Annotated in this window: 20 protein-coding genes and 1 pseudogene; 13 read left to right on the top strand and 8 right to left on the bottom strand. The window is 69.4% G+C overall.

What is annotated here, in order from left to right:
- Positions 1–104: 104 nt before the first annotated feature.
- Positions 105–812: pseudogene (locus AC0IZS_RS11195) on the top strand (GNAT family N-acetyltransferase); the annotation flags it as partial.
- Here the strand turns inward: AC0IZS_RS11195 and AC0IZS_RS11190 are convergent.
- The 3 genes from AC0IZS_RS11190 to AC0IZS_RS11180 are packed head-to-tail and all read right to left on the bottom strand — an operon-like array spanning position 793 to position 5,664.
- Positions 793–1,308, bottom strand: coding sequence for a hemerythrin domain-containing protein (locus tag AC0IZS_RS11190; protein ID WP_471639504.1), 516 nt, complete (start codon positions 1,306–1,308; stop codon positions 793–795). The pseudogene AC0IZS_RS11195 and the gene AC0IZS_RS11190 overlap by 20 nt on opposite strands.
- 56 nt (positions 1,309–1,364) lie before the next feature.
- The gene (locus AC0IZS_RS11185) at positions 1,365–2,048 is read right to left on the bottom strand and encodes a nitroreductase family protein (RefSeq protein WP_057199822.1); all 684 of its coding nucleotides are present in this window, start codon (positions 2,046–2,048) and stop codon (positions 1,365–1,367) included.
- A gap of 43 nt (positions 2,049–2,091) precedes the next feature.
- On the bottom strand, positions 2,092–5,664 hold the full coding sequence (locus AC0IZS_RS11180) for an LAGLIDADG family homing endonuclease (RefSeq protein ID WP_471635680.1): 3,573 nt from the start codon (positions 5,662–5,664) through the stop codon (positions 2,092–2,094).
- A 177-nt stretch (positions 5,665–5,841) separates the two neighbouring features.
- Here AC0IZS_RS11180 and AC0IZS_RS11175 point away from each other — a divergent pair, with 177 nt between their 5' ends.
- On the top strand, positions 5,842–6,693 hold the full coding sequence (locus tag AC0IZS_RS11175; protein ID WP_471635679.1) for a ChaN family lipoprotein: 852 nt from the start codon (positions 5,842–5,844) through the stop codon (positions 6,691–6,693).
- Positions 6,694–6,717: 24 nt separating this feature from the next.
- Here AC0IZS_RS11175 and AC0IZS_RS11170 read toward each other — a convergent pair whose 3' ends face one another.
- Positions 6,718–8,703 (bottom strand): putative bifunctional diguanylate cyclase/phosphodiesterase, encoded by a 1,986-nt coding sequence (locus AC0IZS_RS11170; RefSeq protein WP_471635678.1) that lies wholly within the window; start codon positions 8,701–8,703, stop codon positions 6,718–6,720.
- Between the two features lie 51 nt (positions 8,704–8,754).
- Between AC0IZS_RS11170 and purU the strand changes: the two genes are divergently transcribed.
- The 6 genes from purU (at position 8,755) to AC0IZS_RS11140 (ending at position 13,786) form a co-directional block, all read left to right on the top strand.
- Positions 8,755–9,606 (top strand): formyltetrahydrofolate deformylase, encoded by an 852-nt coding sequence (gene purU, locus AC0IZS_RS11165; protein ID WP_471635677.1) that lies wholly within the window; start codon positions 8,755–8,757, stop codon positions 9,604–9,606.
- Between the two features lie 19 nt (positions 9,607–9,625).
- Entirely contained in the window at positions 9,626–10,531 is a 906-nt protein-coding gene (locus tag AC0IZS_RS11160; RefSeq protein WP_471635676.1) for a LysR substrate-binding domain-containing protein, read from the top strand.
- 2 nt (positions 10,532–10,533) lie between these two features.
- On the top strand, positions 10,534–11,055 hold the full coding sequence (locus AC0IZS_RS11155; RefSeq protein WP_471635675.1) for a GNAT family N-acetyltransferase: 522 nt from the start codon (positions 10,534–10,536) through the stop codon (positions 11,053–11,055).
- A 76-nt stretch (positions 11,056–11,131) separates the two neighbouring features.
- Complete coding sequence (locus AC0IZS_RS11150; protein WP_471635674.1) at positions 11,132–12,655, top strand: FAD-linked oxidase C-terminal domain-containing protein; 1,524 nt, start codon at positions 11,132–11,134, stop codon at positions 12,653–12,655.
- Positions 12,656–12,701: 46 nt separating this feature from the next.
- Entirely contained in the window at positions 12,702–13,076 is a 375-nt protein-coding gene (locus tag AC0IZS_RS11145; protein WP_471635673.1) for a CidA/LrgA family protein, read from the top strand.
- A complete protein-coding gene (locus AC0IZS_RS11140; RefSeq protein WP_471635672.1) occupies positions 13,073–13,786 on the top strand; it encodes an LrgB family protein in 714 nt (237 codons plus the stop codon). Before AC0IZS_RS11145 ends, AC0IZS_RS11140 begins: the two co-directional genes overlap by 4 nt.
- Here the strand turns inward: AC0IZS_RS11140 and AC0IZS_RS11135 are convergent.
- The 3 genes from AC0IZS_RS11135 to AC0IZS_RS11125 form a co-directional block, all read right to left on the bottom strand.
- Positions 13,783–15,078, bottom strand: coding sequence for a DUF445 domain-containing protein (locus AC0IZS_RS11135; protein ID WP_471635671.1), 1,296 nt, complete (start codon positions 15,076–15,078; stop codon positions 13,783–13,785). The genes AC0IZS_RS11140 and AC0IZS_RS11135 overlap by 4 nt on opposite strands.
- Positions 15,079–15,106: 28 nt before the next feature.
- Positions 15,107–16,246: an aminotransferase class V-fold PLP-dependent enzyme gene (locus tag AC0IZS_RS11130; RefSeq protein WP_471635670.1), complete on the bottom strand. Its 1,140-nt coding sequence runs from the start codon at positions 16,244–16,246 to the stop codon at positions 15,107–15,109.
- A 105-nt stretch (positions 16,247–16,351) separates the two neighbouring features.
- A complete protein-coding gene (locus AC0IZS_RS11125) occupies positions 16,352–19,618 on the bottom strand; it encodes an acetyl-CoA carboxylase family protein (protein ID WP_471639503.1) in 3,267 nt (1,088 codons plus the stop codon).
- Between the two features lie 182 nt (positions 19,619–19,800).
- On the opposite strand from AC0IZS_RS11125, the gene ltaE reads away from it, so the two are divergent.
- Positions 19,801–20,868, top strand: a complete 1,068-nt coding sequence (ltaE, locus tag AC0IZS_RS11120; RefSeq protein ID WP_471635669.1) for a low-specificity L-threonine aldolase — start codon at positions 19,801–19,803, stop codon at positions 20,866–20,868.
- Positions 20,869–20,877: 9 nt separating this feature from the next.
- Here the strand turns inward: ltaE and AC0IZS_RS11115 are convergent, their stop codons facing one another.
- Positions 20,878–21,594 (bottom strand): YggS family pyridoxal phosphate-dependent enzyme, encoded by a 717-nt coding sequence (locus AC0IZS_RS11115; protein WP_471635668.1) that lies wholly within the window; start codon positions 21,592–21,594, stop codon positions 20,878–20,880.
- 38 nt (positions 21,595–21,632) lie between these two features.
- On the opposite strand from AC0IZS_RS11115, the gene AC0IZS_RS11110 reads away from it, so the two are divergent.
- The 4 genes from AC0IZS_RS11110 (at position 21,633) to AC0IZS_RS11095 (ending at position 25,730) form a co-directional block, all read left to right on the top strand.
- A complete protein-coding gene (locus AC0IZS_RS11110; protein WP_007855993.1) occupies positions 21,633–22,676 on the top strand; it encodes a type IV pilus twitching motility protein PilT in 1,044 nt (347 codons plus the stop codon).
- 237 nt (positions 22,677–22,913) lie between these two features.
- Positions 22,914–23,552, top strand: a complete 639-nt coding sequence (locus AC0IZS_RS11105; RefSeq protein WP_007855992.1) for a cyclic nucleotide-binding domain-containing protein — start codon at positions 22,914–22,916, stop codon at positions 23,550–23,552.
- Positions 23,553–23,595: 43 nt separating this feature from the next.
- Positions 23,596–24,732: a PilT/PilU family type 4a pilus ATPase gene (locus AC0IZS_RS11100; protein WP_471635667.1), complete on the top strand. Its 1,137-nt coding sequence runs from the start codon at positions 23,596–23,598 to the stop codon at positions 24,730–24,732.
- Between the two features lie 83 nt (positions 24,733–24,815).
- Positions 24,816–25,730 carry an NAD(P)-dependent oxidoreductase gene (locus tag AC0IZS_RS11095; RefSeq protein WP_471635666.1) on the top strand — a complete coding sequence of 305 codons (915 nt, stop codon included), beginning with the start codon at positions 24,816–24,818 and terminating at the stop codon, positions 25,728–25,730.
- The last annotated feature ends 45 nt before the right edge of the window (positions 25,731–25,775 follow it).

Here is a 25,775-nt window from a genome sequence, read left to right as displayed (position 1 = left end):
GGCACCTGAAATTTTTCCTGAACTGGCACTTTTCACAATACCACGCCCAGTTTACCGTGCAGCCTGCCCTTCCCTCTTTTATCAACCCAAAGGACAACTCCCGCATGGCTTCCACCCTGACCGCCTACCAGCAGCCCGTCGGCTCCCCCCTGCCCGGCTGGAGCGCACGCCCGCGCCCCGCACGCGATGCCATCGAAGGCCGGCACTGCCGCCTCGAACCTCTGGATGCAGCCCGCCACGCCGCCCAACTGCATGCCGCCTACGTGAAGGCCTCGGACGGCCGGGACTGGACTTACATGAGCGTCGGCCCGTTTGCCGACGAGGCCAGCTACCGCGCCCACTGCGAGCAGGCGGCGGCCAGCACCGACCCGCTGCACTACGCCGTGATCGACCAGCGCACCGACAAGGCCGTGGGCACGCTGGCGCTGATGCGCATCGACCCGGCCAACGGCGTGGTCGAGGTCGGGCATGTGATGTTCTCGCCGCTGCTCAAGCGCACGCCGATCTCCACCGAGGCGCAGTACCTGCTGATGAAGTACGTGTTCGCCGACCTGGGCTACCGCCGCTATGAATGGAAGTGCGACAGCCTGAACGGCCCCTCGCGCCAGGCGGCTGCGCGCCTGGGCTTCACGTTCGAGGGCATCTTCCGCCAGGCCATCGTCTACAAGGGCCGCAACCGCGACACGGCCTGGTTCTCCATCATCGACAGCGAGTGGCCTGTGATCAAGACTGGCTTCGAGCGCTGGCTGGCAGCCGCCAATTTCGATACCCAGGGCGCGCAGCGCGCCTCGCTCACGGAATTGCGCGCGGCCGGGCCGGTGGCCGCGACGGTATGACCTGCCGCCTGGATGCCATCTCGCGCCCCATGGGGGCCAGGGCTTCGGGTGGCAACAGCTGCTGCACGGCCGGGTAGGCCGCGCCTTCCTCGTCCTCGATGTGGCGCGCATAGCGCAGGGCAAAGCGCTCCAGAGCGGCCTCGTCCTCCGCGCTGAAGGCACTGGCCTGGCCGTCCGCCAGGGCCTGCAGGGGCTGCCGCGCCGCAGCCCACTCGGCCACCATGTCCTGGTGGTCCTGCAGCAGGCGCTGCACCAGCGCGACCATCGCGGCGTCCCCCTCGGCCAGCAGCGGCGGGAACACATGCAGCTCCTCGTCCTGGTGGTGCAGGGGCGCCGCGATGTCGAAGTAGCGCAGCACGTCGTGCGCGGCCTGCCGGGCGGACTCGTCGCTGCCCTGCAGCGCTACATGCGCGCGCAACCGGCCCAGCAGTGCCAGCGTGCGCTGCACCCGCTCGTGGCAGGTCCCGAGCATGGCAAAGGGCTCCTCGAAGCCCACGGCCGGGGTGTTGAAACCAGGAAGCAGCACCGTCAGACCAGCTTCTCAGCCGACTCAAAAGGCAGCACCACCCCATCGGCTCCCAAGGTGCTCACATAGCTGGTGGTCGCCGGCCGCACACGGGCCGCTGTCTTGCGCGCCTGCACGCTGCCTATGCTCAGAAAGCACAGGGCCAGTTCGTCCGGGCCCAGTCCGAAGAGCGCACGCAACCCGGCCGACTTGAGGGCCCGGCCACTGGTCAGCGCCGAGCCATAGCCCTGCGCCGTGGCCATGAGCAGCATGTTCTGCAGCGCACAGCCGGTGGACACCAGGCGCTCGGCCAGGTCGATGCGCGGGTCGCCCCGGCCGGCATCCACCACCGCCAGCAGCAGCACCGGCGCGCGGTAGGCCTTCTCGCGCGCCAGCGCCAGTTGCTCCGGCGTGGCGGCCTCGTCGCGCTCGGCCAGCGCCTGGGCAAACACCTCCGCCAGGGCCGCGCGCGCGGCCTCGGGCACCAGCACAAAACGCCAGGGCAGCAACTGCCCGTGGTCGGGCGCATGGGCCGCCGCGTCCAGGATCGCCGAGAGCTCGGCAGCGCTGGGGCCGGGGGCCACCAGCCGCTTGGGCAGCACGGTGCGGCGGGTGCGCATGAGCGCCCAGGCACTGGCCGCCGTGGCCTCCACCGCAGGCGGCACGCCATGGGGCACGGGCCGCAGCGGCCAGGGGATCACCGCCATGCTGGGCTTTCCGGGCCGGCAACGGGCAGGCAGAGGCCGCGCATCAGCCGCAGGCCCCCGTGTGACCGCACTGCGTGCAGTAGTCGCAGCCATCCTTGCGGATCACGGCATGCGCACCGCATTCCACGCACTTCTTGCCGGCCATGGCCTGGGGCACCGCCACGGGGGGCGCTGCCGGTTCGTCCAGCGGCAACTGCTGCTGCACCGGGTCGGCCACGCGGCGTGCGAGGATGTTCTGGATGGCATAGGCCATGGCTGCCACTTCGGAGTCATGCCACATGGGCACCTGGGTGCCGTCCTCCTTGCGGTGCGTGCCCAGGCGCACGGGGCCCCGGTCCCAGGCCACCTTGCGCATGTCGCTGAGCGCACGCTCCAGGAAGCCGCCGCGCGCCGCCAGCGAGAGCATGCGCATGCTGGACGTGATCCACTGCTGCGACTCGCCACTTTGCCCCACGGGCATGAAGAACTCGATGGCCCGGTCCACCGTGGTGTTGCCCACGCCCGTGGGCACGGGCAGAAAGGAGACCAGCAGGTACAGGGTCTTGCGGCCCTCCTGCGTCCAGTACTCGACCTTCTCGGCCACGGCCGAGAGGCCGCCCTTGGGCCGGCTCTCGATCACGGTGCGCATCGGGTCCACCGGCGGCGCGGCCGGCGCCGGGGCCGCCGTTGCCGGTGCGCTGTGGGTTTCGAGCACCGAGCCCAGGATGGCGTTGGGCCGGTAGGTCGCGAGGCCCTTGAGGCGCGCGCGCCAGGCGTGCAGGTACAGGTCCTTGAAGCCCTCGTAAGGGTAGTCGGCCGGGATGTTCACGGTCTTGGAGATCGCCGTGTCCACAAACGGCTGCACCGCCTCCATCATCGCGATGTGGCCCTCGGCCGGCATGGCCAGGGCCGAGACGAAGTACTCGGGCAACTGCAGCACGTTGCCGCCGAGCTCGCGGTACAGGCGCCAGGCATGGTCCTCCACCGCGTATTCGCTGGTGCTGCCATCGGCCTCGCGCTTCTTGCGCTTGTAGGTCCAGGAGAACGGCGGCTCGATGCCGTTGGAGGCGTTGTCGGCAAAGGCCAGGCTCACCGTGCCCGTGGGCGCGATGGACAGCAGGTGGCTGTTGCGGATGCCGTGCGTGCGGATGGCCTCCTTGATGGGTTCAGGCAGGCGGCTGGCAAACGTGCCTTCAGAGAGGTAAGGCCCGGCCTCGAACTTGGGGAAGGCGCCCTTCTCGCGCGCCAGGTCCACCGAGGCCAGGTAGGCCGCATCGCGCATGGCCTGTGCGATGCGCACCGCCATGTCGCGCCCTTCAGGCAGGTCGTAGCGCAGGCACAGCATGGCCAGCGTATTGCCCATGCCCGTGAAGCCCACGCCGATGCGCCGCTTGGCCATGGCCTCGTCGCGCTGCTGCGGCAGGGGCCAGAAGGTCACGTCGAGCACGTTGTCGAGTGCCCGCACCTGCAGCGCCACCGAGGCAGAAAAGGCCTCGAAGTCGAACTGCGCAACCCCGCCGAAGCCGAAGGGGTGGCGCACGAAGCGCGTGAGGATGATGGGCCCCAGGTCACAGCAGCCGTACGACGGCAGCGGCTGCTCGCCGCAGTTGTGCGCCACGATGCCGTTGGCATCGAAGGCATGCACGTCGGCCACCGTCACGTCGTAGACGTCCTCCACGCCATCGTCCACCAGCGCCTGCACGGTGGCCGTGAAGCGCTCGCGGTGCAGTGCGCGGCGATAGCCGGCCAGGGCCCTGGCGAGGCGTTCGGCCTTGTCCGTGTCCGCAAAGCCGATACCTTCGGCGAACACCGCGATGTTGTCGCCGCTGACCACCAGTTCGTGCTGGGCCCGCGTGCCGTACAGGCGCTGGCCGCCGTGGCCATCGGGCAGGGCACGCTCGGCCGCAGGGCGCCGGTCGCGGTAGAGGGAGGAGGCGATGCCCAGGCGCAACAGCATGCGCTGCACGGTCTGCAGCAAGGGCTCGTCGCTTTGCGAAAGGCGCACGCTGACGCCCTTGTCCTGCGTACCCTGCACCGAGCCATCGGCATCGAACAGGCCGCGCAGCAGGCCGCGCGCGAAGTCCGACGATTGGCGCTCCATGGCCGGGGTGATGGTCTTGTGCCCGGGTGCCATACCCAGCCCGAGGGCCAGATTGCGCAAGGCGCCGCTGGCCATGCGCGCCTCGCCGCGCCCGGCCACCGGGCGCTGAAAGCCGCCGAAATCGGCGCGGTGCGCCAGCGTGGCGGCCGCGGCCTCGGCGGCCTGCACGATGCCCGCAGCACCCGTGGCGGCATACGCCACGGTGCCCTGTCCCACGGCCTTGAGTTCGGGCGCCCAGACCGAAATCACCGCCTTGTCGGCCTTGAGCGTGCCGTCGCCGACGAGCAGGCCGAGCAGGTAGCCCTCGGCCTCGCTGCCCGCACCGGCCCAGCCTTGCAGGGCCCGGTGGTCGTGCAGCACGATCTCGTCACCCGGCGAGAGCTGGGCGGCCTCGGTCCACTCGACCTCCAGGCAGTAACGCGTCTTGCGCGCCACGCGGCGCACGCGGTGGTCGGCCGTGAGGCGCAACGCATGGCCCTCGCGGGTCTGCAGGCGCAGCACGGGCCGCGTGCCGGTCTGGAAGAAGCCCTGGCTTTCCACGCGGTAGGCGCGCCCGTCCACCACGGCACTGAAAGGCTGGCCCACCAGATCGGCCACCTGGCGCGGTCCGCCGGTGGTGAGCACCCAGGTATCGGCCGTCACGCAGGGATTGGTGGCGGCGATGTCCTCACAGTAGTGCAGGTTGTTGTCCTCGTTGATGTGGTCGAGGAACAGGATGCCGGGCTCTGCGAAGTCGTAGGCCGACTGCATGATGCTGTCCCACAGCGTGCGCGCCGGCACCGTGGCGTAGACCCATTGGCCATCGGCGCGCTGGTGGGCGCCCTGGCCGATCAGCGACTCGATGGGACGGGCCTGGTGCACCAGCTCCCACGGAGCATCGCTCTGCACGGCCTGGATGAAGGCATCGGGCACGCCGACCGAGACGTTGAAGTTGTTCCAGCGCCCAGGCGTGCGCTTGGCGGTGATGAATTCCTGCACGTCGGGGTGGTCGATGCGCAGCACGCCCATCTGCGCGCCGCGCCGTGCGCCCGCGCTCTCCACCGTGGAGCAGGACTGGTCGAACACGTTCATGTAGCTGCACGGCCCCGAGGCCGTGGACGCCGTGCCCACCACCCGCGCGCCCTTGGGGCGGATGCGCGAGAAGTCGTAGCCCACGCCGCCACCGCGGCGCATGGTTTCAGCCGCTTCGCGCAGGGCTTCGTAGATGCCGGGGTAGCCGCCGTCGTCCACGCCCTGGATGCAGTCGCCCACGGGCTGCACGAAGCAGTTGATCAGCGTGGCCTGGATGTCGGTGCCCGCCGCGCTCATGATGCGCCCGGCACCGATGGCGCCGGCCTGCAGGTTACCGAGGAACAGCGCCTCGTACTTGTCGCGCAGTGCGGGCGCCTCGACCGAGGCCAGGGCGCGCGCCACGCGCCGGTACAGGTCGTCGGCGCTGGTCTCGCCGTTCTTGAGGTATTTCTCGCGCAGGACGTCGAGGCTGATGGGTTGCATGGAGGTGGCGCCGGTCAAAGCACCCGATGTTTCGCGTTTCATGGCGGAAGGTCCTTGCGCTCCATCAACAAACAGAGGGTCCCCGCACGTTGCAACCCGGCCGGGGAGGCGAAAAGCAGCACCTTACATCGGCCCGATAGCCACACTGCCGCCGTGGCTTCGATCCTGCGGGTTGCGCCGCATGGCATCCGGGAAATGGCCGCCCGCTAGCATTACGGCATGCATACCCACCCCTTGTCCACCACCTCCGCGGCCCGGCTGGGCTCCTTGCTGCTGACCGCCCTGGCACTTGCCGGCTGCGCGGCCCTGTCGGCCCAGGAGCCCCCTTCATGGCCCGCCAGCCTGGAGCAGGTGCTGCCCGCCGACGTGCTGCTGCTGGGCGAGCAGCACGATGCCGCCGAGCACCAGCGCCTGCAGCGCGAGGCCGTGCAGTGGATGGCCGCACGCGGCGCGCTGGCGGCCGTGGTGATGGAGATGGCCGAGCGGGGCGGCAGCACCGCCGGCCTGCGGACGGACGCCACCGACGCCCAGGCGCAGGCGTCCCTGAACTGGCAGGACAAGGCCTGGCCCTGGGCGAAGTACGGCCCGGTGGTGATGGCGGCCGTGGCCGCAGGCGTGCCGGTGCTGGGCGGCAACCTGCCGCGCAGCCAGATGCGCGCTGCCATGGGCCAGGCGCAGTGGGATGCGCACCTGCCCGCGCCCGCACTGCAGCGCCAGTACACCGAGATCCGCGACGGCCACTGCGGCCTGCTGCCGCAAGCGCAGATCGCGCCCATGGCGCGCATCCAGATCGCACGCGACGCGAGCATGGCGCAGACCGCTACCTCGGCCCTGCAACCCGGCAAGACCGTGCTGCTGGTCGCCGGTGCCGGCCATGTCTGGCGCGGCCTGGGCGTGCCCACGCACCTGGGCCCCCAGGTGGCGACCAAGGTGGTGGTGGCCCGGGCGGGCGGCGAACCGGCGGCCGCGCATGCCGATGCCGACCTGGTGGCCCCTACACCGGCGCTGCCGCCGCACGATGCCTGTGCCGAGCTGCGCGAGAAGTGGGGGAACGCCCCGCCAAAGCCCTGACGCCAGGCGGGCCGCAGGTACGTCCTATGCGGCGCGGTGATCGGGCGCAGGCTGCGCCTGGAGCAGCGCAGCAAACGCCTGCGCGCGCAAGGGCCGGCTGCACAAGTAGCCCTGGTAGGTGTCGCAGCCCCGCGCCTGCAGGAAGGCCAGTTGCGCGGGGGTCTCCACCCCCTCGGCCAGCACCGACAGGCCCATGCTGTGCCCCATGGCGATGATGGCCGCGCTGATGGCCATGTCATCGGTGCTTTGCGGGATGTCGCGGGTAAAGCCCTGGTCGATCTTGAGCACGTCGATGGGAAAGCGCTTGAGCTGTGCGAGCGAGGAGTAGCCGGTGCCGAAGTCGTCCACCGCGATCCGCACGCCCAGGCCGCGCAGGCCCAGCAGCACCTGCAGGGCCTCTTCGGCGCGTTCGGCCAGCGCAGTCTCGGTGATCTCCAGCTCCAGCAGCGCCGCCGGAAAGCCCGAATCGGCCAGCGCGGCGGCCGTGCAGCCGGCCACGTCGGTCAGGTGGAACTGGCGCGGCGAGACGTTGACGGCCAGCGTCAGGTCCGGCAGCCCCTCATCGCGCCACTGCCGGCCCTGGCGGCAGACCTCGCGCAGCACCCATTCGCCGAGCGGGCCGATGACGCCCGAGATCTCGGCCACGGGGATGAAGCGCGCGGGCGAGATGAGGCCTTCGTCGGGGTCGTTCCAGCGCACCAGGGCCTCGGCCCCGACGATGCGGCCGCTGGCGATGTCAACCTGCGGCTGGTAGTACACCTCCATGTGCCCCTGCGCCAGCGCCAGCCGCAGGCGCGACTCCAGCGCCAGGCGCTCCCGCGCGGCCTGGGTCATGGTCTCGTGGAAGAAGCACCAGGCACCGCGCCCGCGCGCCTTGGCGCCATAGACAGCGGCATGCGCGCCCTGCTGCAGGCCCTCCACCGTATCGGCATGGGTCGGGTACATGCAGATACCCACGCTGGCCCCGGCCACCACCTCCAGGCCATCGGGCGAGCGCCAGGGCTCGGCCACGGCCGCAATCAACTGGCGTGCCACAGCCGCCGCGCCCTCGGAGTTGCGCATGTGACGTGCCACCACGGCCAGCTCGTCCCCCGCCATGCGCCCCAGCAGGTCACCCGGGCGGAGGGCCGACTGCACCTTGCGCGCAATGTGCTGCAGCACCTGGTCGCCCGTGGCGTGGCCATAGCTGTCGTTCACGTCCTTGAAGCGGTCCAGGTTGATCAGCAGCACCGCCAAGTGCTCGCCGCTCAGGCGCGCCTCGCCCACGGCCTCGGCCAGCTCGGCGCCAAAGCGCGTGCGGTTGGACAGGCCGGTGAGCGCATCGTTGTGGGCCAGGAACTCCAGGCGCTGCTGCTGCGCCTTCTCCTCGGAGATGTCGGAGAACATGCACACGTAGTGCGTCACGGCGCCCTGCGGGTCGCGCACGGCGCTCAGCGACATGTGCTCGGGAAAGACCTCGCCGTTCTTGCGCCGGTTCCAGATTTCGCCCTGCCAGTGGCCGGCGCCGTGGATGGACGCCCACATGGCGTCGTAGAAGGCCTTGTCATGGCGGCCCGACTTGAACACGCGCGGGTTATGGCCCAGCAGCTCGGTCTCGGCATAGCCCAGCAGCCGGGTGAACGCCGCATTGACCGACAGGATGCGGCCCTGCGCATCGGTCACCACCACGCCCTCGATGGTGTTGTCCACCACCGTGCTGGCCAGGCGCTGGCGCTCCTCGCTGGTGGCCAGGGCCGCACGCACGGCCGCGATGTCGACCCGGTCCTTGAGCACGCGCGCACGGGCGTGCTCGGCCTCGCGTGCGCGGCGCGCCAGCCAGCCGGCCAACACCCCGGTGAGCAGCACGTAGAGCCAGCCCTTCCAGGTCTGGTAACGGGTCAGGTCATCCGGGTCCGTGACCCAGTGGGCCAGCAAAAGGTCTCCCACCAAAACCCACACCACGCCCAGCACCAGGTACAGCGCCGCCACGCGCCAGGGAACCAACGACCGTGGGCCTTCCGACTCTTGCATGAAATCCCTCTTCCAAACCCGTCCGGGCCTTGCTGCGACAATGGCGCAGCTATGACGACCCAAGCCTACATCCTTACCCTGTCCTGCCCCGACCGCCTGGGGCTGGTGCACGCTGTCTCCGGCTTCCTGCTGGAGCACGGCGGCAACATCGAAGAAGCCGCGCAGTACAACGACCACGCCACCGGCCTGTTCTTCATGCGCGTGCAGTTCGCCTGCAGCCAGCACGACCATGCCACGCTCAAGGAGCGGCTGACGGCCTTCGCCGACCCGCACGAGATGCGCTGGAGCCTGCACGCCACGGCCCAGCCCGTCAAGACCGTGCTCATGGTCAGCCGCGAAGGCCACTGCCTCAACGACCTGCTGTTCCGCTGGAAATCCGGCCTGCTGCCCGTGGACATCCGCGCCATCATCAGCAACCACCGCGACTTCTACCAGTTGGCCGCCAGCTACAACGTGCCGTTCCACCACATCCCGGTCACGGCCGCCACCAAGGCGCAGGCCGAGGCCAAGCAGTACGAGATCATCGAGGCCGAAGGGGCCGAGCTGGTGGTGCTGGCGCGCTACATGCAGGTGCTGTCCGACGACCTGTGCAGAAAGCTCTCGGGCCGTGCGATCAACATCCACCACAGCTTTCTGCCCAGCTTCAAGGGCGCCAAGCCCTACTACCAGGCCCATGACCGGGGCGTGAAGCTCATCGGCGCCACGGCCCACTACGTCACCGCCGACCTCGACGAAGGCCCGATTATCGAGCAGGACGTGGCCCGCGCCGACCACACCGACACGGTGGAAGACCTGACCGCACGCGGCCGCGACACCGAAAGCCAGGTGCTGGCCCGCGCCGTGAAGTGGCACAGTGAGCACCGCGTGCTGCTCAACGGGCACAAGACGGTCGTCTTCCGCTGAGCCTGGCGCGAGAGCGACGATGGCCACGGCCTCCCCCTCCTCGTTCCTGAGCAGCGCGGCGCGGCGGATCCCGCCCATCCAGTGCCTGCTGACCTTCGAGGCACTGGCGCGCCTGCGCAGCGTGACGCAATCGGCCGACGAGCTGTGCGTCACGCCCAGCGCCGTGAGCCACCGCGTCAAGCAACTCGAGCAGATCCTGGGCGTGCGGTTGTTCGGCCGGGCCGATTTCTCGCTGACGACCGAGGGCAGCGCCTACCTGGCGCATGTGCGCGAGGGGCTGGGGGCTCTGCAGCGCTTTCCGGGCGCGGCGGCAGCGCCGGGCCGGCGCCGGCTCAAGCTGGCCGTGACGCCGACGTTTGCGCGCACCATCCTGATCCCGCGCCTGCGCCAGTTCACCGAGGCCTACCCCGAGATCGACCTGGCGCTGCAGGTCTCCATCCCGCTCCTGGATGTGGTGGCCGAAGACGCCGACTTGATGGTGCGCTTTGGCGCAGGCCACTATGCCGACGTGGAGCATGTGGAGCTGGCGCGCGACGTGGTCACCCCGCTGGCCTCGCCGGCCTTCGTGCGCGAGCACGGCCCCTTCGAGCGCCCCGAGGACCTGGAGGGTGTGGCGCTGCTGCGCAGTCCGCTGGAGCCTTGGCGCACCTGGTTCGGCGCCACCGGCCTGGACTGGGCTGAGCCAAGCGAGGGCTCGCAGTTCAACGACATCGGCCTGATGTGCGACGCCGCATCCGCCGGGATGGGCGTGGCGCTGGTGCGCCTGAAGCTGGGCGCGCCCTGGCTCGAGAACGGCACGCTGGTGCGCCTGTTCGACACCGACACCACCAGCCCCCACGCCCACTACCTGTGCTGGCGCACCGGCACCATGGACCGCTGGGAATGCGCGGCCTTTGCCGAATGGCTGCGCAAGATCATGGTGTGAGCATGCTTATACGGCCGGCACAACAGGACGATGCCGCCGCCATCGCGCGCATCCATGTCGTGGCCTGGCAGGCGGCCTACGCGGGCATCCTCGACGCGGCCTACCTGGCGGCCCTGTCCACCGCCCAGCGCGCAGCCTACTGGGCCCAGGCCATTGTCCAGGGCCGTCCCAGGCTGCTGCTGGCGCAGGACGGCCAGGGTGCGGTGGCGGGCTGGATCGCCTTCGGCGACTGCCGCGACAAGGATGCGCCGGCCACCCGGGGCGAAATCTGGGCGATCTACGTGGACCCGGCCTGCTGGTCGCAGGGGGCAGGCCAGGCGCTGTGGCGGCAGGCGCGGGAGCAGTTGCAGGAACAGGGCAAGGCCGAAGCCAGCCTGTGGGTGCTGGCCGCCAACCAGCGGGCCATCCGCTTCTATGCAGCGTTGGGCTTCGCACCCGATCCAGGGAGCGACAGGACCATCACGGTGGCCGGAGCGCCGATCGACGAGGTCCGCCAGGTCTGCCCGCTGGCGCGCGGCGGCTGACGCTCTGCACCGGATTTCACACCGGCCCTCCAAAAATCTCACGGCGGCCGGCGCCGCCATGGCCTACAGTGGCGGCATGCAGACCGCTTCCCTCTCCTCCCTCGCAGCCAAGGCACCCACCGGGCCCACGCCAGCCGAGCGCGCAGCGCGCCAGGCCGAGGTGGTGCAGGCACTGTCCCGCACCGTGCCGGCCCATGCCCTTCTGTGGCATGCCGAAGACACCACGCCCTACGAATGCGACGGCCTCACCGCCTACCGCCAGCGCCCGCTGGTGGTCTGCCTGCCCGAGACCTACGAGCAGGTGCAGGCCGTGCTGCAGGCCTGCCACCAGTTGCATGTGCCGGTGGTGGCACGCGGCGCGGGCACGGGGCTGTCGGGCGGGGCCATGCCCGATGCCCTGGGGGTGACGCTCTCGCTGGCCAAGTTCAACCGCATCCTGGACCTGGACCCGGTGAGCCGCACGGCCGTGGTGCAGTGCGGCGTGCGCAACCTGGCCATCAGCGAGGCAGCCGCGCCCTACGGCCTGTACTACGCGCCCGACCCGAGCAGCCAGATCGCCTGCACCATCGGCGGCAACGTGGCCGAGAACTCGGGGGGCGTGCATTGCCTCAAGTACGGCCTGACGGTACACAACGTGCTCAAGGTGCGCGGCTTCACCGTCGAGGGCGAGGCCGTGGAGTTCGGCAGCGACGCGCTCGATGCGCCCGGCTATGACCTGCTGGCCGCCGTGATCGGCAGCGAGGGCATGCTGGCCGTGACCACCGAGGTCACGGTGCGGCTGATCCCCAAGCCGCAGTTGGCGCGCTGCATCATGGCCAGCTTCGACGACGTGCGCAAGGCGGGCGCCGCAGTGGCCGCGGTGATCGCCGCCGGCATCATCCCCGCAGGCCTGGAGATGATGGACAAGCCCATGACCGCCGCGGTCGAGGACTTCGTGCACGCGGGCTACGACCTCAACGCCGAGGCCATCCTGCTGTGCGAGAGCGACGGCACGCCCGAGGAGGTGGAGGAAGAGATCGGCCGCATGACCGATGTGCTGCGCGCTGCAGGCGCCGTGGCCATCTCGGTCAGCTGCGACGAGGCCGAGCGCCTGCGCTTCTGGAGCGGGCGCAAGAACGCCTTCCCGGCCAGCGGGCGCATCAGCCCCGACTACATGTGCATGGACTCCACCATCCCGCGCAAGCGCCTGGCCGACATCCTGCTGGCCATTGCCGAGATGGAAAAGAAATACCAGCTGCGCTGCGCCAACGTGTTCCACGCGGGCGACGGCAACCTGCATCCGCTGATTTTGTTCGATGCCAACGACCCCGACCAATTGCACCGCTGCGAGCTGTTCGGCGCCGACATCCTGGAGACCAGCGTGGCCATGGGCGGCACCGTGACCGGCGAGCACGGCGTGGGGGTTGAAAAACTCAACAGCATGTGCGTGCAGTTCAGCGCCGCCGAGAATGCGCAGATGTTCGGCCTCAAGCATGCGTTCGATCCGGCCGGCCTGCTCAACCCCGGCAAGGTCATCCCCACGCTGCACCGCTGCGCGGAGTATGGAAAGATGCTGGTGCGCGCCGGGCAGATCAAGCACCCGGACTTGCCCCGCTTCTGACGTGCAGCAACAGCCGTCCACCGCGCCACCCCCATCGCCTGGCCCGATGAAGGGACTTCAGGGCCTGGCCTTCCTGCTCCTGATGCAGTCGGCCGGCGAGGCGCTGTCGCACTTTCTGCACCTGCCCGTGCCTGGCCCTGTGGTGGGCATGGTGCTGCTGCTCCTGGCATTGCACTGGGGGCCCGTGCAGCGGGCCGTGGCACCGGCAGCAGGCTTTCTGCTCACCCACCTGTCGCTGCTGTTCGTGCCGGTGGGCGTGGGCGTGATGACGCACCTCGACCTGCTGGGTGCCTACGGGTTGCGCCTGGTCATCGTGATCGTGCTGTCCACCTGGGCCGGCATGGCAGCCACGGTGCTGGTGCTGCGCCTGTTCAAGACCCGGACCAGCGGGCAGGAGGCCGGCGATGGCCAATTTCGTTGAGCTTCTGGGTCTATCTCTCGCAGGCACCGCTGTTCGGCCTTACGGCCACACTCGCGGTGTACGTGCTGGCACAGGCCTTTTCCGCACGCATGGGCCACGCCGCCTGGGCCAACCCGGTGCTGTGGTCGGTGGTGGTGCTGGCCGGTGCGCTGCTGGCCACGGGCACGGCCTACCCCACCTTCTTTGCGGGGGCGCAGTTCATCCACTTCCTGCTGGGGCCGGCCGTGGTGGCCCTGGGCTGGCCGCTGTGGCAACGCCGTGCCGAGCTGCGTCGGCGCTGGGGCCGCCTGCTGCTGGCCGCCCTGGCCGGTGGCAGCGTGGCAGCTGCGAGTGCCGTGGGCCTGGGCTGGGCCATGGGCCTGCCGGTGGACATGCTGATGTCCCTGGCACCCAAGTCGGTCACCGCGCCGGTGGCCATGGGTGTGGCCGCGCAGATCGGCGGCGTGCCGGCGCTCGCGGCGCTGTTCGCGGTGCTCACCGGCATGGTGGGCGCGCTCTCGGGCCGCACCCTGTTTGGCTGGCTGCGCGTGGGCACCGACGCATCGGGCATGGTGGCACGCGGTTTTGCCCTGGGCACCGCCTCGCACGGCATCGGCGCTGCGCAGGCGCTGCAGGACGATGCCGATGCGGGTGCCTATGCCGGCCTGGCGCTCGGACTGCAAGTGGTGCTGGCGGCCCTGCTGGTGCCGCTGGTGGTGCAGCTTTTCTAGCGCACCACGCGCCAGATCTCACCCGCATGAGACAGGCCGAACAGCACCAGCCCGATGAGCCCGCCCACCACCGTGCCGTTGATGCGGATGTACTGCAGGTCCCGGCCGACCTGCAGCTCGACAAGGTCCGACATCTCCCGCGCATCCCAGCGCTGCACCGTGTCCTCGATGTGCTGGGCGATGAAGGCCGACACATCGGGCGCCAGGCCCTGCACCCAGCGCTCGAGCCGCGCGTTGAGCGATGCACGCAAGTCAGGGTCTCCTGCAAGCGACTGCCCGAGCCATCCGCCCATGGCCTGCACGTTGCGCGCCACCGCGGACTCGGGATTGTCCAGGTCGCGCTGCAGGGCCGTGCGCATGCCCTGCCACAGCTCCTGCACGTAGCGGCCCAGCGTGGCATCGGTCTGCAGGTAGGTGCGGATCTCCTCACCCCTGCGCTGCCAGTCGGGGTCGGTCTGCAGGCGCACCACCAGGCGCTGCACGGCCTCGTCGAACTGGGCGCGCAGTTGGTGCTGCGGGTTCTCCGCCACCTCGCCCAGCAGGCCGGCCAGGGCGTTGGCGACCATGGCCGATCCCTTGTCGCCCAGCCAGTCGGTGGGCAATACCTTTTCCTTGACCGGGTGGTCCTTCTTGAGCCACTGCACGATGGTGTGCGCGATAACAAGGCGCGTCTCCTCGTTCTGCAGCAGGGTGATGAGCCGGGCCAGCGCATCGTCGAGCAGCGCCTGGTGGCGGCCGTTGTGCGTGAGCGCGCCCAGCACCGTGGCCATGGTGTGCGAGAGGTCGATCTGCCCGATCAGCGTGCGCGCGGCGCGCTGGATGAAGCGCTCCACCTGGGCATCCTGCACGGCGTCGAGCCCGGCCGACAGCAGGCGCACGGCCTGCTGGCCGAGCAGCGCGGCATGGTCCGGCGCCACCAGCCATTCGGCCAGGCGGGCGACCGGGTCGTGGCGGCGGATCAGCGCCACCAGCGAGGGCGGATCGAGGAACTTGTCACGCACGAAACCGGCCAGGTTGCGGCCAATGCGGTCCTTGTTGCGCGCGATGATGGCCGTGTGCGGGATGGGCAGGCCCAGGGGGTGGCGAAACAGCGCCACCACCGCGAACCAGTCGGCCAGCGCGCCCACCATGGCCGCCTCGGCCACGGCCTTGAGGCAATTGAGCGCCAGGCCCCGCTCCACCAGGCTGGTGCCGATGAACACTGCGGTTGCCAGCAGCAGCAGGGCCAGCGCCTGGCGCTTGGCCGTGCGCAGCGCCGCGCGGGCGGCGTCCGGCTCGGTGCGGGATGTCATCGTGCCGGCCCCAAGGGCAGGAGGAAGCTCAGGCGGCGGCCGCGATCCGGCCCAGCGCCGTGGACAGGTGGCCCAGCGTGCGCTCCACGTTGTGCCATTTTTCCAGGCCGAACAGGCCGATGCGGAAGGTCTTGAAGTCCGGGCCTTCGTCGCACTGCAGCGGCACGCCGGCAGCGGTCTGCAGGCCGACCTCCATGAACTTCTTGCCGTTCTGGATGCCAGGGTCGGTGGTGTAGCTCACGACCACGCCCGGGGCCTTGAAGCCTTCGGCCGCCACGCTCGGGAAGCCCCTGGATTCGAGCAGCGCGCGCACCTGGGCGCCGAGCGCGATCTGCTCGTCGCGCACCTTGTCGAAGCCGTATTCGCGCGTCTCCAGCATCACCTCGCGCAGGCGCACCAGTGCATCGGTGGGCATGGTCGTGTGGTAGGCATGCTGGCCCTTTTCGTAGCCCTCGGCGATCTGCATCCACTTCTTGAGGTCGCACGAGAAGCTGCTGCTGGTCGTGCCCTCGATGGCCTGGCGCGCACGCTCGCTGAGCATCACCATGGCGCAGCAGGGCGAGCCGCTCCAGCCCTTTTGCGGGGCCGAGATCAGCACGTCCACGCCGGTGGCCTGCATGTCCACCCACATCGCGCCCGAGGCCACGCAGTCGAGCACGAACAGCGCACCCACCTCGTGCGCGGCCGCCGTCAGCGTGCGCAGGTAATCGTCGGGCAGGATGATGCCGCTGGCGGTCTCCACATGCGGTGCGAACACCACCTTGGGCCGCTCGGCGCGGATGGCGGCAGCCACTTCGTCGGCCGGGCATGGCGCCCACGCGTCCTGCGGGCCGTCGCCCTGCTTGCGCGCCTTGCACACCACAGCGCCGCCGCCCAGGCCGCCGGCGGCGTCGAAGATCTGGCTCCAGCGGTAGCTGAACCAGCCATTGCGCATGATAAGCACTTTTTCGTTGTTGGCGAACTGGCGCGCCACGGCCTCCATGCCGAAGGTGCCGCTGCCGGGCACCAGCACGGCGGTGTGGGCGTTGTAGACCTGCTTGAGCGTGGCCAGGATGTCCTGCATCACGCCGGTGAAGCGCTTGGACATGTGGTTGAGCGCGCGGTCGGTGTACACCACCGAGAATTCGAGCAGGCCGTCGGGATCGATATCGGGCAGCAGTCCGGGCATGGGAAAAGTCTCCATTGGAAGGGGCACAGGGCAACGCGCGACCATTCGGCCGCGAGCGCCTCAATCAGCCGGCCAGCTTAGCATGGCCCTTCCACACCGATATGGTCACCAGGTATCGACAAAGCTGTGCCCCATGGGCGCCACTTGGGCCGATGCCAACCCCCGCGCCAGCCAGGCGCGGGTCTCTGCCGGGTCGATCACGGCGTCGATCTCCAGCGTCGCCGCCATGTGCAGGGCCTCGCCATTGGCGTACTGGCGTGCCACGAGCTTCTGGAACAGGGCGTCGCGCTCCGCACCCTCGGGAGCGGCTTCGAGTTCCTTGCGAAAGCCCAGGCGCACGGCGCCTTCGAGCCCCATGGCGCCGAACTCGCCCGTAGGCCAGGCCACGGTGAACACGGGCGCATGGAAGCCCCCGGCCGCCATGCCCATGGCGCCCAGGCCATAGCCCTTGCGCAGCACGACGCTGAAATACGGCACGCGCAGGCTGGCAGCCGTCACGAACAGGCGACTCACATGGCGCACCTGCGCCGTGGCCTCCACCTCGGGGCCGACCATGAAGCCCGGCGTGTCCACCAGGCTCACCAGCGGCAGGCCATGCGCGTTGCACAGCTGCATGAAGCGCGCGCCTTTGTCGGCCGCATCGGCGTCGATGGCGCCGCCCAGGTGCATCGGGTTGCTGGCCAGCAGGCCCACAGGGCGCCCCTCGATGCGCGCCAGCGCCGTGTGTATGCCCGCGCCGAAGCCCGTGCGCAGCAGGAGCAGGCTGCCTTCGTCCACCAGGCCGTCCAGGGCGGCACGCGTGTCGTAAACGCGCAGCCGGTTCTCGGGCACCACGGCGCGCAGCAGGCGCTGGTCGGGCACAGTCCACTGCGCCACGCGCCCCTGGAAGAACGAAAGATAGTGCCGCGCCGCACGCACCGCGCCGGCTTCGTCCTCCACCAGCACGTCGATCACGCCATTGGCATGCTGCACGCGGCTCGGGCCGATCTGCTCGGGCTTGAACACACCGAGCCCCCCGCCCTCGATCATGGCGGGCCCACCCATGCCGATGTTGCTGCTGCGCGTGGCGATGACCACGTCGCTGCAGCCCAGCAGCGCCGCATTGCCGGCAAAGCAGCGCCCCGCGGCGATGCCCACCACGGGCACCTGGCCCGACAGCGCGGCGTAGCTGGCGAAGGTGTGCACATGCAGCCCGGCCACCACCGGCATGTCGGTATCGCCAGGCCTGCCCCCGCCGCCTTCGGCGAACAGCACCACGGGCAGCTTCTGCGCCAGGGCAATGCCGAGCATGCGGTCCGTCTTGGCGTGGTTGCGCGCGCCCTGCGTGCCGGCCAGCACCGTGGCGTCGTAGGACATGACCACCGCGCGCGACTTCTCGGGCCCGAAGTCGGCACCATTGATGCCGCCGATGCCCGTGACCATGCCATCGGCCGGGGTGTTGGCGACCAGGTCCTCCAGGCTGCGCCGGCGCGTCTGCGCGGCAATGGCCAGCGCGCCGTACTCGATGAAGCTGCCCTCGTCGCACAGGTCAGCGATGTTCTCGCGCGCGCTGCGCCCGCCCTGCTCGCGGCGCTTGGCCATGGCCTCGGGGCGCGCGGCGTCGAGCGTGAAGGCATGGCGGTCCAGCAGGCGCTGCAGGTCGGGACGGATGTGGTCGGCGCCTTGCGCCGCAGCGCCCTCTTCCACCACGGCCTGTGCGCCCTCCACGGTTTCCAGCACCAGCAATGGCTGGCCTTGCACCAGGTAGCCGCCCGGCGCCGCGAGCAACGCGCCCACCCGGCCCGCGTGCGGAGCCAGCAGCACATGCTCCATCTTCATGGCTTCGAGCACGGCCAATTCGGCGCCTGCGGCCACCACATCGCCCTCTGCCACCGACAGTTGCACCAGCCGTGCGGGCATGGGTGCCAGCACCGCTCCGTCGGGTGCAGATCCGGGCTGCGCAGCCTCGTGATCGGCGGCCACTGCCAGCGGTTCATCCGCCAGGTGACCCGCCACCACCAGCAGCTCGGGCAAGACCGTTTCCAGCCAGCGCGTATGCAACTGCTGGCTCTCCATCTCGGGCCGTGCGGCCAGCGCGCGCAGCAGCGCCAGATTGGTAGCAACGCCGCCGATGCGGCACTCGGCCAGGGCGCGCCGGGAGCGCCGCAGCACGTCGCCGAAGCGGGGGCTGCGCGTGTACACGATGAGCTTGGCCAGCAGCGTGTCGTAGTGCGGCGAGGGGGCCACACCCGCCACCCCGTGCGTGTCCACGCGGATGCCCGGTCCGGCCGGCAGGTCGAAGCGCGTGAGCGGGCCGCTGCCGGGCACCGAACCACCCTGTGCATCCAGCGTCTCGGCGTTGATGCGCCACTGCAGGGCAAAGCCCTGCACCACAGGGGGTGCATCGGGGTCGAGCCCCAGATCGCGCAGGCTCCGGCCCGCGGCCAGCGCGATCTGGGTCTGCACCAGATCCACGCCCGTGACCTCCTCGGTGATGGTGTGCTCCACCTGCAGGCGCGGGTTGGCCTCGATGAAGACGAAGGGCAGCGTCTCGGACGCCAGGTCCACCAGGAACTCGAAGGTGCCCAGGCCCTCGTACGCCACCGCGCGCGCCATGGCAAGCGCTGCCGCCACGATGCGTTCGCGCAGCGGTGCAGGCAGCGAGGGGCTGGGCGCCACCTCCACCACCTTCTGGAAGCGCCGCTGCAGCGTGCATTCGCGCTCGCCCAGGGACATCACCTCGCGCCCGTCGCCCAGCACCTGCACCTCGATATGGCGCGCCCCGGCCATCAGCCGCTCGACGTAGACGCCATCGACGCCGAAGGCAGCCAGCGCCTCGCTGCGGCAGCGCGCATACGCAGCCGGCAATTCATCGGCGGACTGCACGGCGCGCATGCCGCGCCCGCCGCCACCGCCGACGGCCTTGACCACGATGCCCGCGCCGCCTTGTGCCTGCCAGAACTGCATGGCCTCCTCCAGCGTGACAGCGGCCTGCGTGCCCGGCATCAGCGGCACGCCGCAGCGCAGTGCCAGAGCGCGCGCCCGGGCCTTGTCGCCGAACAGGGCCAGTTGCTCGAACGTGGGGCCAATGAAGCGCAGACCGGCCTGCCCGCAGGCGCGCGCGAAGTCGGAGCGCTCGCTCAGGAAGCCATAGCCTGGGTGAACGGCATCGCAGCCCTGGGCGAGCGCGATGGCAATGAGGTTCTCGCCACCGAGGTAAGCCGCCGGCCCCGCAACCCCAAGGGCCACCGCCGTGCCGGCGGCGCGCACATGGGGCGCCTGCGAATCATCGTCGGCATACAGGGCCACGCTGGCGATGGACAGGTCCTGCAAGGCGCGCACGACGCGCAGGGCGATCTCGCCGCGGTTGGCGACCAGGACTTTGTGGAACAGCGGGGAGTGAATTGAAGACATGGATGCTTTCCGGTCGGGCAAGTGGCCCGGCATTCTGGCGCGCGCCGCTGGCTGCAGGTGGTACGCAGGGGACAACGGCGCAGGCGCATTAACCCCCAGACTCCGCCCGCCATCGCAGCCCGCTACCATGCCTTGCATTTCCACAGCCTCCGAGACGCCCCATGCCCGACTTTCGCAGCGACACTGTCACCCAGCCCACGCCCGCCATGCGCTCGGCCATGTTCGATGCCCCGCTGGGCGACGACGTGTTTGGCGACGATCCTTCCGTGAACGCGCTGCAGGACTACGCGGCGCAGTTGCTGGGCTTCGAGGCCGCACTGTTCGCCCCCTCGGGCACGCAGACCAACCTGATCGCCCTGTGGGGCCACTGCCAGCGCGGTGACGAGGCCATCGTCGGCCAGAGCTGGCACACCTACCGCTGGGAGGCCGGTGGCATGGCGGTGCTGGGCTCCATCCAGCCCCAGCCCGTGGAGACCCAGCCCGACGGCACGCTGCGCCTGGCCGACATCGCGGCCGCCATCAAGCCCGATGACCCGCACTTCGCGCGCACCCGCCTGGTGGTGCTGGAGAACACCACGGGCGGCCAGGTGCTGCCGCCGGCCTACGTCGCCGAGGTCTCGGCCCTGGCGCGCCAGCGTGGCCTGGCCATGCACCTGGACGGCGCACGCATGTTCAACGCCGCCACGGCCAATGCCGCCCGAGCGGGCACCGACGTGTACGACGAGGCCCGCGCCCTGTGCAGCCACTTCGACTCGGCCTCGCTGTGCCTGAGCAAGGGCCTGGGGGCGCCCATCGGCTCGCTGGTGCTGGGCAGCCACGACTTCATCCGCCAGGCACGGCGCACGCGCAAGATCCTGGGCGGCGGCATGCGCCAGGCGGGTGTGCTGGCCGCGGCCGGCCGCTATGCACTGGAGCACCACGTGCGCCGCATGGCCGACGACCACGCCCGGTTGGCCCAATTGGCCGAGGGCCTGGCCGAGGCCAACCGCAGCCACCCGGTGCTGCGCGGCAAGATCACCGTGCACCCCTGGCAGACCAACATTCTGTTCACGGATCTGCACACGGACGTGGCGCCCGCCTTCACCGCCTGGCTGGCCCAGCACGGCGTGCGCGTGACCAGCGGCCTCTACGCCGGCCAGACCCGGCTGCGCTGGGTGACCCACCTGGACGTCGGCGATGCCGACATCAAGGCCGCGCTCGATTGCGTGGCCATCTTCACCGGGGGCTGAGTCGCTGCATCAGGCGGCGGGGTAGACCCGCCCGCCGAAGATGCCGGTACCGACCCGGACCAGGGTGCTGCCGGCATGGATGGCGGCTTCGAGGTCGGCCGTCATGCCCATCGACAGGGTGTCGAAAGCGTCCAGGCCCGGCACCCCACTGGCCTGGATCTGATGGAACAGGCGCTGGGCGCGCAGGTGCAACTCCTTTTGCGCTTCGAAATCTGGCGCGTGATCGGGGATGCTCATGAGGCCACGCACCGTCAGCCGTGGCAGTTTCGCCACAGCTTGCGCCAGGGACAGGGCCTCCTGCGGGGGCACGCCGGCCTTGGTCGCGCCGCCGTCCACGTTGACCTGGATGCACACCTGCAGCGGTGCCAGGTGTTCCGGGCGCTGGGCCGACAGGCGCTCGGCGATCTTCAGCCGGTCGACCGTGTGCGCCCAGTCGAAGTGTTCGGCCACCAGGCGCGTCTTGTTGCTCTGCATGGGCCCGATGCAGTGCCATTGCAGGCTGGCGGGCGATAGCTGGCGCAGGGCCGCCACCTTCTCCACCCCCTCCTGGATGTAGTTCTCGCCAAAGGCCCGCTGGCCCGCGGCCACGGCCTCGGCCACCGCATCGGCCCCGAAGGTCTTGGAAACCGCCAGCAGCGACACCGTGGCCGGATCGCGCCCGGCGGCGGCACAGGCCTGTGCAATCCTGCCCATAACCTGTTGGAGGTTGTTATCAATCGTGGTCATAATGATTGGCAAGCGTACCAAACGATTGAGGGGATCCCGTGGACATTACCCAACTGCTGGCGTTCAGCGTCAAGAACAAGGCTTCCGACCTGCACCTCTCGGCAGGCCTGCCACCCATGATCCGGGTCCACGGGGATGTGCGCCGCATCAACGTGGATGCGCTGGACCACAAGACGGTCCACGGCATGGTGTACGACATCATGAGCGACTCCCAGCGAAAGACGTATGAGGAATTCCTGGAAGTCGACTTCTCGTTCGAAATCGAAGGCCTGGCGCGTTTCCGCGTCAACGCCTTCAACCAGAACCGGGGTGCGGCCGCCGTGTTCCGGACCATTCCGAGCAAGATCCTGACGCTGGAGCAGCTCAACGCCCCCAAGATCTTCGGCGACCTGGCCCTGAAGCCGCGCGGCCTGGTGCTGGTGACCGGCCCCACGGGCTCGGGCAAGTCCACCACGCTGGCGGCCATGGTCAACTACCTCAACGAAACCGAGTACGGCCACATCCTCACGGTGGAGGACCCGATCGAGTTCGTGCATGAATCCAAGAAGTGCCTGATCAACCAGCGCGAAGTCGGCCCGATGACGCTGTCCTTCGCCGCCGCCCTGAAATCCGCACTGCGCGAAGACCCGGACGCCATCCTGGTGGGCGAAATGCGCGACCTGGAAACCATCCGCTTGGCCATGACGGCCGCGGAAACGGGCCACCTGGTCTTCGGCACGCTGCACACCTCCAGCGCCGCCAAGACCATCGACCGGATCATCGACGTGTTCCCCGCTGAAGAAAAGGAAATGGTCCGCGCGATGCTCTCCGAATCGCTGCAGGCCGTGATCTCGCAGACCCTGTGCAAGACCAAGGACGGCTCGGGCCGGGTGGCCGCGCACGAGATCATGCTGGGCACCAGCGCCATCCGCAACCTGATCCGCGAGGCCAAGGTGGCGCAGATGTACTCCACCATCCAGACCAGCAACAGCGTGGGCATGCAGACGCTGGACCAGAACCTCACGGACATGGTGCGCCGCAACATCATCAGCCCGGCCGAAGCCCGCGGCAAGGCCAAGATTCCGGAAAACTTCCCCGGGTGACATGAAACACCCCCTGAGTCGCTTCGCGCCTTCCCCCTCTCTCGCCTCGCTGCGCGAGTCGGGAGGGGGCCGCCCCCAGCGCGGCGGGGCGGCCCTTGCGCGGGGGCACTGGCCTGGGTCACGCCAGTTTCGAGTGCTGCGGATCGGGCGAAGCGCCATGGGAGAGACGGCCGCTCAGGCCCACCCTACATTGACAGAAGATACGGCGGCGCAAGGCGCCGCACTACGGAGCAAATTATGAAAGGCATTCTCGGCCTTCTGCGCATGAAGTCGATCGGCAACAAGCCGGCGGAGGACAACACCGATTCGGTGCTCTTCTCGACGGCCTTTGCCGGTCAGGGCGTGGACGACTCCATGCTGGTGCCTTGGGAGGCCCGCGCCGTGGAGGTGGGCGCCAAGCGCCTGCCCACCAGCCGCGGCGGCAAGCTGCTGCAGGGGCTGTGGGCCAAGGACAAGTACATGGCCCACCTGGACAAGGACGCCGTGGAGCGCATGGAGCGCTTTTTCGAGTTTGCTGCCATCCCCTCCAACCGTGACGTGATCCGCCAGGACGAGTACGGCAACTTCATGGTGGTGCTGCTCACCGGCACCATCGCCGTGGACCGCGTGCAGCCCTGGGGCGAGCACCTGCGTCTGGCCGAAACGCGGCCCGGCGACATCCTGGGAGAAATGTCGCTGCTGGACAGCGGTATCCGCTTTTCTGCCTGCACCACGCTCACCGACTGCGAGATCGCCGTGTTGAGCGCCGAGGCCATGGACGACATGATGTCCAAGGACCCCCAGCTCGCAGCCAGCCTGATTGCCCTGCTGGCCCGCAAACTGTCGTTGCGCCTGCGCGTGGTGAGTGCCCGCCTGAGCGACGGCAACCAGAAATGACAATGACCGTCCGGCAGACCAGGACCCCAAGGGAGAAACTCTGATGGAACGCGATCAGGCCAGTAAATTCATCAACGACCTGCTCAAGCTGATGGTCAGCCGCAATGGCAGCGACTTGTTCATCACGGCAGAGTTTCCACCGGCCATCAAGGTTGACGGCAAGGTGACCAAGGTGTCGCCCCAGCCGCTCACGCCCACCCACACGCTCACGCTGGCGCGCGCCGTCATGAGCGACAAGCAGGTGGCCGACTTCGAGCGCACCAAGGAGTGCAATTTCGCGATTTCGCCCGCCGGCGTGGGGCGCTTCCGGGTGAACGCCTTCATCCAGCAGGGCCGGGTCGGCATGGTGATGCGGACCATTCCGCTCACGCTGCCCACCATCGACGGCCTGGGCGTGCCCCAGGTGCTCAAGGAAGTCACGATGGCCAAGCGCGGCCTGTGCATCCTGGTGGGTGCCACCGGCTCGGGCAAGTCGACCACACTGGCCGCCATGGTGGACTGGCGCAACGAGAACTCGTTCGGCCACATCATCACGGTGGAGGACCCGGTGGAGTTCGTGCACCCGCACAAGAACTGCGTGGTGACGCAGCGCGAAGTGGGCCTGGACACCGACAGCTGGGAAGCCGCGCTCAAGAACACCCTGCGCCAGGCTCCCGACGTGATACTGATGGGCGAAATCCGCGACCGCGAGACCATGGAACATGCCGTGGCGTTTGCCGAAACCGGCCACCTTTGCCTGGCCACGCTGCACGCCAACAGCGCCAACCAGGCGCTGGACCGCATCATCAACTTCTTCCCCGAAGAGCGCCGCGCGCAACTGCTGATGGACCTGTCGCTGAACCTGCGCGCCATGGTCTCGCAGCGGCTGATCCCCAAGCAGGACGGCAAGGGCCGTGCCGCGGCCGTGGAGATCATGCTCAACACCCCGCTGATCTCGGACCTGATCTTCAAGGGCGATGTCCACGAGATCAAGGAGATCATGAAAAAGAGCCGCAACCTGGGCATGCAGACCTTCGACCAGGCGCTGTTCGATGCCTACGAAGCCAACCTGATCAGCTACGAGGACGCATTGCGCAACGCCGACTCGCTCAACGACCTGCGCCTGCAGATCAAGCTCAACAGCCAGCGCGCCAAGTCGCCCGATCTGGCCCAGGGCACCGAGCATTTCGCGATCGTCTGACACCCGGACCGCCACGGAACCCACCGCACACACTCTCGCCCGCCCTTCTGGGCGGGCTTTTTTTCTTTTGGAAGACCTTCGACATGCCAAGCACCCATCCCCGCAGCTACGACGCCACCCCTTCGCTCAAGGTCGCCTTCCTGGGCCTGGGTGTCATGGGCTACCCCATGGCCGGCCACCTGGCCCTGGCCGGGCACGAGGTCACCGTGTACAACCGCACCGCGGCCAAGTCGGCCGCCTGGTGCGAGGAGTTCGCCACCAGCAAGGCACCGCGCCATGCCGCCACCCCGCGCGAAGCCGCAGCAGGCGCCGACCTCGTGTTCTGCTGCGTGGGCAATGACGACGACCTGCGCTCCGTCACCCTCGGTGCCGACGGCGCCTTCGCCGGGATGCAGGCCGGCGCCGTCTTCGTGGACCACACCACAGCATCGGCCGAGGTGGCGCGCGAGCTGTACGCCGCGGCCCGGGCCGCAGGCCTGCAGTTCGTCGATGCGCCGGTGTCGGGCGGCCAAGCCGGCGCACAGAACGGCCAGCTCACGGTGATGTGCGGTGGCGATGCCACGGCCTTCGATGCCGCCCGCCCCGTGGCCCTGGCCTTTGCTCGCGCCTTCACGCTGCTGGGTGCCAGCGGCTCGGGCCAACTGGCGAAGATGGTCAATCAGATCTGCATCGCCGGGCTGGTGCAGGGCCTGTCCGAGGCGGTGGCCTTTGGCCAGAATGCCGGCCTGGACATGAAGCAGGTGCTGGAGGTGATCGGCAAGGGCGCAGCCCAGAGCTGGCAGATGGACAACCGCGGCAAGACCATGGTGGACGGCCAGTTCGACTTCGGCTTTGCCGTGGACTGGATGCGCAAGGATCTGGGCCTGGTGCTCGACGAGGCCCGCCGCAACGGCTCGCGCGTGCCTGTGACCGCACTGGTGGACCAGTTCTATGCCGACGTGCAGGGCATGGGCGGCAACCGCTGGGATACGTCCAGCCTTATCAAACGGCTGAAATAAAGCACCCCCTGAGTCGCTTCGCGCCTTCCCCCTCTCTCATATTGC

Source organism: Acidovorax sp. AC410, assembly GCF_979253235.1.
This window is presented reverse-complemented; position numbering and strand designations above follow the sequence as displayed.